General features: G+C 42.9%; 9 protein-coding genes. 4 read left to right on the top strand and 5 right to left on the bottom strand.

Annotated elements, in window-relative coordinates; translation table 11 throughout:
• On the bottom strand, positions 1-1,530 hold a 1,530-nt coding region (locus ESZ91_RS11625; RefSeq protein WP_161970972.1), incomplete at its 3' end, for a recombinase family protein.
• 878 nt (positions 1,531-2,408) lie between these two features.
• Here ESZ91_RS11625 and ESZ91_RS00120 point away from each other — a divergent pair.
• The 3 genes from ESZ91_RS00120 to ESZ91_RS00115 all read left to right on the top strand — a co-directional run bounded on the left by ESZ91_RS00120 (position 2,409) and on the right by ESZ91_RS00115 (position 4,085).
• Positions 2,409-2,714: a hypothetical protein gene (locus ESZ91_RS00120; RefSeq protein WP_129222905.1), complete on the top strand. Its 306-nt coding sequence runs from the start codon at positions 2,409-2,411 to the stop codon at positions 2,712-2,714.
• A gap of 65 nt (positions 2,715-2,779) precedes the next feature.
• Complete coding sequence (locus ESZ91_RS11530) at positions 2,780-2,941, top strand: hypothetical protein (protein ID WP_154071817.1); 162 nt, start codon at positions 2,780-2,782, stop codon at positions 2,939-2,941.
• 145 nt (positions 2,942-3,086) lie between these two features.
• Positions 3,087-4,085 (top strand): rolling circle replication-associated protein, encoded by a 999-nt coding sequence (locus ESZ91_RS00115; RefSeq protein ID WP_129222903.1) that lies wholly within the window; start codon positions 3,087-3,089, stop codon positions 4,083-4,085.
• A 70-nt stretch (positions 4,086-4,155) separates the two neighbouring features.
• Here the strand turns inward: ESZ91_RS00115 and ESZ91_RS11525 are convergent, their stop codons facing one another.
• The 3 genes from ESZ91_RS11525 to ESZ91_RS00105 form a co-directional block, all read right to left on the bottom strand.
• Complete coding sequence (locus ESZ91_RS11525) at positions 4,156-4,317, bottom strand: hypothetical protein (protein WP_154071816.1); 162 nt, start codon at positions 4,315-4,317, stop codon at positions 4,156-4,158.
• 433 nt (positions 4,318-4,750) lie between these two features.
• Positions 4,751-5,656 carry a DUF4085 family protein gene (locus ESZ91_RS00110; RefSeq protein WP_129222901.1) on the bottom strand — a complete coding sequence of 302 codons (906 nt, stop codon included), beginning with the start codon at positions 5,654-5,656 and terminating at the stop codon, positions 4,751-4,753.
• Positions 5,653-5,913 (bottom strand): helix-turn-helix domain-containing protein, encoded by a 261-nt coding sequence (locus tag ESZ91_RS00105; protein WP_129222899.1) that lies wholly within the window; start codon positions 5,911-5,913, stop codon positions 5,653-5,655. The genes ESZ91_RS00110 and ESZ91_RS00105 overlap by 4 nt, the downstream gene beginning before the upstream one ends.
• A gap of 273 nt (positions 5,914-6,186) precedes the next feature.
• Here ESZ91_RS00105 and ESZ91_RS00100 point away from each other — a divergent pair, with 273 nt between their 5' ends.
• Positions 6,187-6,429 (top strand): helix-turn-helix domain-containing protein, encoded by a 243-nt coding sequence (locus tag ESZ91_RS00100; protein ID WP_129222897.1) that lies wholly within the window; start codon positions 6,187-6,189, stop codon positions 6,427-6,429.
• Between the two features lie 123 nt (positions 6,430-6,552).
• On the opposite strand, the gene ESZ91_RS00095 is transcribed toward ESZ91_RS00100, so the two are convergent.
• Positions 6,553-7,176 carry a hypothetical protein gene (locus tag ESZ91_RS00095; RefSeq protein ID WP_129222895.1) on the bottom strand — a complete coding sequence of 208 codons (624 nt, stop codon included), beginning with the start codon at positions 7,174-7,176 and terminating at the stop codon, positions 6,553-6,555.
• Positions 7,177-7,359 lie beyond the last annotated feature (183 nt).

Below are 7,359 nucleotides of genomic sequence, written 5' to 3'. Positions count from 1 at the left end.
TGGCGCCGATTGAGGGAATAAGTACGAACTCAAAGAGAAAGAAGAGGCAGACCGGGAAGCGTCCCCGATCTGCTTTTCAGCTTTTTCCACATAGTTTTTGGAAAATCTTTCCGTAAATATGTTCTCCTGGAAGTTATAGGTAATCACGATACGGTCGCCGTACCAGATAATATCGCGGATAAAGGTATTTACAATCGTCTTCCGGGTTTTCATATCGTCGGGATCCTCGAACACTTTGGAGAGGAGATATTTTTCTACTTCCTCGACTGTCAGATGCGCATAGGTTTTCTGCGTTTCCTTGTTAATCTCTATATCCAGGCAGTTCACCTCGTCTTGCAGAGCCGCTAACCTGTCTTTGGTAAAATCGGTGATGATACCTTTTTCTATCGCTTTTACGATATTATCAGCCGCTTTCTTCGCCTCGTCGCGCTTCTTAACGAGCGTCTGTAATCCCGAACTGTCTCGGATGATTTTCTCATGGACTTTGACAATGGTTTCCGCGATCTTTGTGATGACGCTGTTCCTCCGCAGCATAGCCACGGTAGCGTTGATAACGTAATCTTCCAATACCTGCTTTTTGATCGCTTTACACCCGCATTCCGATTTGCCACGGCGTTTGGAAAGGCAGGTATAATAATAATGGATATCTCCCGTCTTGCTCGTGCCGCTCTCGCCTACCATTTTATGCTTGCAGTCGCCGCATATGAGTTTTCCCGAAAGTATGTAGTCGAAGATCTCTTTTTTACGGCCGGGTGCATTTTTGTTTTCTTCATTGATCGCGTCCACTTGATTCCATAGCTCCTTTGTAATGATCGGGGGAAAGATGTTGTCGTATTCCGTTCCCTGATGCGTAACGATACCCGTATAACGTTTGTCGTGCAGTACTTTATAGATAAATTTCTGCGTAAGATGTTTCCCGCATTTGCGGCGGAAGTTTCTTGCTTTCAGATCGTCCGCAATCGCCTGCGCCTTATATCCCTGCGCATACCGCCGATAGATTTGCCGGATAACGTCCGCTTCCGTTTCGTTGACGTGATATTTTTTGTCTTTCAAATCCCAGCCGAAAATATCCTTACCGCCCGTGGCGTTGCCTTTGAGCCAACTTTCGCGCAAGCCTCGGTTGACCTTCTGCTTTAAGTCTTCGGAGAAGTATTCGTTAAAACCCTCGATAACGGCGAGAAAGAGTTTGCCTTCGGGAGTATCGGGAATATTCTCCATAGCGGAAACGATCTGCACGCCGTTGTCAAAGAGTTTCTTTCTGTTGACGACGGATTCGTACTTATTGCGTGCGAATCTGTCTAATTTGTAAACAATAACCACGCTCCATTGCTTCCGCTTGCTGTCTTTGAGCATTTGCTGGAACGCGGCGCGGTTGTCGTTGGTACCGGTCAAGGCTCTGTCGATATATTGATCGACGATGAGAAGGTCGTTCTTCTCGGCAAATTGTTTACATACGCGGACCTGCCCTTCAATGGACTGTTCCGATTGGCTGTCGCTCGAATAACGGGCATAGATGACTGCTGTTTTCAAAATAGATAATACCTCCGAAATATTTTTGCTTATAGGATACACCATAACGGCAAGGGAAACAAGGCACAGGAGCGGCAGTGTTTCCTATGAATATACGGATATACCGAAGAACAAAGGAAACCCAACCGAAACGGAACCCGTACAATTTTATGCCTGCCGTACCTTTCGGCGGAGAAAAAAAGGGAGAGCGGGAGCGTTGTGTCAAAGGTCTGCCCGAAAGGGACGCGCAGGAATTTTTGAAAAACATACTTTTTCAAGTATTCAAAATTGCTGCGCGCCTTTGACACGGCGCGAAAGCTCTCCCAAACTCCGAACGCCGAAAGGTTCGGCAGAAAAGTTGCGGAACCGTTGTATTTTGTTGGGGAGTTGTATGGGTATATATGGATTTTATCAGGGGAAAGTCCGGGCAGAGTTTCTTGCAAAGGAGTTTTCCGCGTGATATAATGGGAGCGCAAACAAGCCGAGAGGTTTCATATCACGGAGAACAGAAAGTTTTCTGACAGAGGGAATAAGTATCAGCGGAAGTAGCCGGGCGCAGGAGATTGTGCCGAGTGTGTTTTAGAAATACGGCGAAATAACCGGGTTGACCGTGACTGTCAGGCAAAGAACGGGCGAGAGATCGTCCGCCCTTTTGTCTGCGGTCACGGTCTTTTTTTATTTTCTCAGAAAAAATTTTCAGATTACCCGTCAAAGTTTTTCTTTATTTTGTCGGGTATAGGTGTAAATAAAAAATACGTATCGGAACGGCTTAATAAAACCTGTAAAAAATTGAAATATGAAAGTTTTATGAAATCTTCAATTTGGGGGCTGAATTTTTACCGCTCACGTGGCTATTAAGTGAGAGGTAATTTGACTTTAAACTGAAACAGGAGGAAGATATGACGACGGAAGAAATCAAGAAAGACTTAAAAACTATACGCGGGTATTATGCGGAAAGACCGGTTTTGGAAAGCGAATTTCAAATCGTTCCGCATAAAACGACAACTCTGGTACAGGCATATGCGGAGGCAATCTATGACGCCCCGCTCGATTTGTACAGGGTGTATTTCGCCTTATACGTCAAAGGTCTGACGCAGGAGGCTGCGGCGGAAGAACTCAACTACTGTACCGAGTATATCCGCATGAAAAACAAAAAACTTTTGGAGTATCTCCGAGAGAATATAACGAGGAGGAACGCGGCATGAGCAAGACCGTTACGGTCGTTATGGATTGATGTTACAAAAAAATCTATATAAAGGAGGTGATAACATTGGAAGAAATCGAGGTCAAGGACAACCCTTTGGGCATAAAAGTCTATGCCGTGGGGAGACCGGACATAGAGCATATGCCCGAGGAAGAGTTCGACCTCTTTGTTTCTTCTCTGGAATTGCGGGTGAGCGAATATTTTGAAAAGTTAAAAGAAAGCAAATAAGAAGCATACGGACGGCGAAGAATCGCGACGTCAAGCGGCAGCCGTAAGGATTCCGTATGCAGGAAAGAAAAAACAAAACAACCTCATCCGCCGAAGAAGAGATAAAGAGCAAAATTTTTATTTCATTCAAAGGAGGATAAACGCTATGCCGTATAGCAAAGTAAAAGTCTATTCGGATGGGAGCCACCGTATCGGGATACCTTACGAGCCGAACCCTCACGCGGGGAAACGTCGTAAAGTTCCCGAAGAGGTGATCACCGTCACGGAACCCGCCGAAGATGTTTCGGCAATGCCCGATGTGAATACCGTCGGGAACGAACCTGCCCAAACGGAACGAGAGGAAATCGCAACGGTTTCCAAACAAAAGCGTATGACACGCAAAGAGTTATTCGAGGAACTGTATCAAAAGAGCGCGGATATGAAAAAGCGGGAAAGAAAATCGTACGTGCAAAAAGAAATGCTGCCCTATTTCAAGGACAGCATCTCCTGCCGTGCGTTCGTGGAACATAACTTTAACAGAAAGCACAGGAATATGGTCTGCCGCAAAATGCGGCTGTGGAGAAAGATTAACCAGCAGACATTTAACTATTTTGTAACTTTTACGTTCGACGATAAGAAACATACGGAAGAAAGTTTTCAAAAGAAACTTATGCAGTGTTTACAGCATTTCAGTTCGAGAAAGGACTGGCTGTACATAGGCGCGTGGGAACGCGGAAAAGATACAAACCGTTTGCATTTTCACGGGATATTCTATATCCCCGAAGGAGCAATGTCGGGAGAGATGGAAGAAGTACGGGATTTCGATACCCGAAAGAGAAAAAAGCAGACGATTCGGCAGAATACGTTTTTTGCTGAGAGATTCGGGCGGAACGAGTTCCGTCCTATAAGCCATTCCTCGGATCTGCCGCAGATGGTGAGGTATCTTATGAAGTATATCGAGAAGTCGGGCGGCAAACTCATTTATTCGAGAGGACTGTACCGGTATTTCGTGACGGATATAATGGACGAGGATATCATCTGTCCTTACGGGGAAGAAGGAAAAAAGTTTATCCTTTTCGACGATTTCGGATGCTGGATGGGCGGAGAATACATAGGACAGCCGAGCAGCAGAGAGGTGATAGCGCGGTTGCCGAAAGTGACGTAGCGGAGAGCCAAAGCGGAAAAAAATCAAAGTATGGCGCGGCGAAAAATGCGCGCGGCCATCGCCAAGCGGTTCAGCGGCGATGCCGCGCGTTCGCCGCCGCTTTGATTTCCGTTTGCCCGCGTTGTTTCGTTTCGGGCGTGCGCTTGGCTTCGGCGCCCGCGAGCGCAGCGAGCGGGTGACGAGGCGGCGTCAGCCGCCTCGTCAGCGTAGCCGCCGACTTGTTTATAGCCAAGCGCACGTATTACTGCCATTTGATTTTTCCACTTTTTTCAGTTTTAATTTGTAAATCAAAGCCACCCCTTTCAGGGTGGCTTCAAAAATCGATATTCAATTATTACTTTGTCAGCAATTAGTATTATGTATTAAATCATTCTCATGGAACGTTTCCGTGTATATACTTCTATCCCTTCAATTATCGTACCGGAGAATTAAGGGGCGTTCTTTTTTTATTTTGCTCTTTTTTTCATGCATACGGTGAGTACCGCAGCTATNAGCGAGCGGGTGACGAGGCGGCGTCAGCCGCCTCGTCAGCGTAGCCGCCGACTTGTTTATAGCCAAGCGCACGTATTACTGCCATTTGCCCTTTTTCGTCAGATTTACAACAGTCTGGCGGCATAAAAAAAAGACGCTCGAAAGCGTCTTTTTCAGTACTGATTTTTATTAAATTATTTGAACCGAAATTCATTATTTGGGGTTATGATTTCCTGTATATCCGTTCCTCGGAATGTCAAGTACCATACTGTACAACGTTCATATTCGTTTCTGTTTTCCATTAAAAAATGTATTTCGAATTTTTCGCCTATACGGTACAACTCGGCGGCAAGTACCATGCTCCAACCGCTGTTGGGGATATCCGCGTTCCATACAAACAGTTTTTCTTCCTCCCTTTCGAGGATTTCGCCGTTTTTGATAAGCAACTTATCGCCGTCATCAAACAGTAAATAGATATCTTCGTTTTTAAAAATGAAATCAGTTAAAAACAATTCCGTGTATTCGCTTACCCCGAGCCTTTTTGTCAGATATTTTTCCGCTTTTTCCGTTTCGCGTTCTGCTTGTTTCAGTACACCTTTACATTGCCGTTTCAATTCTCCGCAATAGGGTTTTAATAATCTTTTTACTTCCTCGCTTACATATCCGAACGCAAAAACACCGATATCTGCAACCTTATCCAAGATTGTCTGTGGCATTTGTTTCAATAATTCTATCTTTTGCCGCAAGCCTTCTTCGAATTTACGGGCGGCATGGTTTTCATCGAACATAAACGGCGCGCCTGCCGCTATCCGCTTTTCGCAAGTTTTAGCATAATACCTGTATATACATTTTCTGAGTTTTCGTTCCTCTTCGGTTATCCCTTGCTCGTTCATTCTTTGTTCGCACAATTCTAAATCCTTGCGGGGATCCGAATAGATTTCGTCGGATTTTTCCAACTCGATAAATTTTAAATAGCGATTTCGATAAAGGTTGTTGTAATAAACGATATTTTGAGTTTGCGCCTGTTTAGACTTCTTTGTGACGCTGTTTATATATGACAATTTGTATTGTATCAGCCATTCTTTCGTTAAATATTTCATTTTGCGCTCCGTTTACTTGTATCTTCTATATTTTCTAATGTCAGTAAATCGTCGTCAAAAAATTCTGATAAACTAACATCAAGGGCTTTCATAATTACGCATAAAGTGCTTATCAATACTTTATCGGACTTTCCCTGTAAAATATTATTTATGGTAGAGGGGGAAAGTTTGCTTTTTTTAATGAGTTCGCTTTTTGTAATGTCCTTCTGTTCTATTACCTTTTTAACTCTTTCTGCCAAGGCTATTGAGGCTTTCATTTTTGCGTATCCCCTAAAAATTTTATTTTGACCAATTTACACTACATATTTTATCATAGTTTTTTTAACTAATCAACTATTTGACTGATTTATACTACGTATTTTTTAAAATACGTTTGGTAAAATATACATAGTACAAATTAGTCAATTAAGGAGAGGTTATGACATTTAATCAAGCATTTGCTATTAGAGTTCGCGAATTGTTGAAAAAACAGAAAATGTCCCAGCATCAATTAGAGCAAGAAACAGGTTTATACATGGGGGTGATGGGATTTGACTGTAAACGACGCTGTCGCGAAACGCATTTATAAATTATTGGAAAAGTACGATATGACAAAATATCGGCTTGAACAAAAATCAGGCATATATCACGGGGCTATGAATAGAATTTTATCGGGGCAGAATAAAACAGTTACCTTAACGACACTTTATAAACTTGCAAATGGTTTTGATATAACGATTTTTGAGTTTTTAGATGATGATTTGTTTCGTTCGAAAGATATAGAACTTGATTAAATGATTATATAAAATTTTTATTTATACATAAAAAAAGAACCTAAGCCGAATATTCGACTTAGGTTCTTTTGGGTGCCTTTGATTGAATATGAAGTTAAACGATAATCAGTATAGCGGATATTTTTATCCGCCGTAAATAGCGGAATATCTTTGCCGCATTTTGATGAAATACTCATATACGGTACTCGTCGCCCTCGACAGCATTCTTCCTATATCGGGATAACTCATTCCCGACATTCTGTAATCCAACGCAAGATTCATGTTTTCTGTTAGGTTCAGAGACGCTACGACTGCGTCAACGATCGAATAGTCTTCTTCCTCCGTTTCTTCCGCCATGGATTCGATTTTCATTTTCGTTTTTTCAAGGCTTGTATATTTCTGCATATAGCAGTATTTCCTGCATAACATTCTGGTTACGATCAGGCAGCATTCTATTTTTATCGTGATCCTTTTCCCTCGTTTCGAGATATACAGGAAATCGTCCAGATATTCTCCGAAATGTTCGCAGAGAAAAACCGCCACGCTCTGTACTATATCGTAGCAGTCGGACAGTACGTATCCCCGCGTATCTTTGCAGAACACGTCTTTGCAAAGTTTCGCATGCGCGATTACCGCATGACGACTCATAAACCTTATGAGCGTTTTCGTTTCCTTTATCGCCAACAGTTCCGACATGATCAATATGTTTTCGGGAGATATTTTCTCAGCCAATACCTTGAAATCCCTTTTCTTTTCCGTTTGTTCCATTTTACACCTCCGAATTTGATTTTGCCTTTTTCGGGCAAAAGGCGAAGGGGCATAGGACGGTAAATGGAAAGCATCTTGCGTATCGGTCTGCGGAAGTCAACGGGGAAAGAAAAATCGTTGCGTGGGTGAAAAGCACAACTATATAAATACAGCAAAAGAGCAGAGCAAGGAAAAACTCCTTGC

The sequence above is a fragment of the Candidatus Borkfalkia ceftriaxoniphila genome, assembly GCF_004134775.1.
Taxonomy (GTDB): domain Bacteria; phylum Bacillota; class Clostridia; order Christensenellales; family Borkfalkiaceae; genus Borkfalkia; species Borkfalkia ceftriaxoniphila.
This window is presented reverse-complemented; position numbering and strand designations above follow the sequence as displayed.